This window comes from Prevotella sp. OH937_COT-195 (assembly GCF_003932845.1).
GTDB lineage: Bacteria > Bacteroidota > Bacteroidia > Bacteroidales > Bacteroidaceae > Prevotella.
Window position 1 is genome coordinate 1 of the sequence record NZ_RQZH01000111.1, and the last position, 659, is coordinate 659.

Below are 659 nucleotides of genomic sequence, written 5' to 3' on the forward strand. Positions count from 1 at the left end.
TTGCAATTCAGCAATTTTTTTAGACTCAATGCTTGTCTTAGTATAAAGTGTGTGTCCATCATTATAAAATATCATGTATCTACTATTAGGTGTATTGTTATGTGCAGTAGATAGGACACCTATTTTTGATGTATTTAATATATTTTCAATTTCATTTTGTAATTGTTCGTTATTCATAATTTAATCACCTCTGATAATAATATACACTGAAGTTGCCTATAATATGTAAGGTATTAAAATTTATTTTATTTTTTAGTGAATTATACAAAAGTTAAAACGGGTGTATGATTGAAAACACAATCTTAAGTTAAAGGACAATTATAGAGTGAATTTGTATGAAACAAGTTGGGAAGCAATAAAATCCATTTAGGAGTCATACTTAACAGAGTTTTTAGAACGAAAGATAATCCACTTTTTCAATATATAGTGAAGCATCAAAATGAGATAAATAAATTGTATTTTATCTTACCTTTAGAAGATTTAACTGACGCATCAGAAGTAAAACGTGAATATTACTATAAAGTTGTAAAAGGATTTGTAAATGCTTTAGATAAGAATGATATACAACCTCATATTGTCACATATGAAAAGCTAGGTGAATTAGCCGAAATATTGACGTTATCTAACGTATTAGTAGCAAAAGATATTATGAGTTATCA

At 26.6% G+C, this 659-nt stretch carries 2 protein-coding genes; one reads left to right on the plus strand and one right to left on the minus strand.

The window, feature by feature from the left end; translation table 11 throughout:
• The coding region (locus tag EII32_RS11460) for a pyridoxamine 5'-phosphate oxidase family protein (protein ID WP_199741437.1) at positions 1-177 on the minus strand (177 nt) is incomplete at its 3' end.
• Between the two features lie 168 nt (positions 178-345).
• Between EII32_RS11460 and EII32_RS11465 the strand changes: the two genes are divergently transcribed.
• A partial coding sequence (locus EII32_RS11465; RefSeq protein WP_199741438.1) for a hypothetical protein occupies positions 346-659 on the plus strand: 314 nt, incomplete at its 3' end.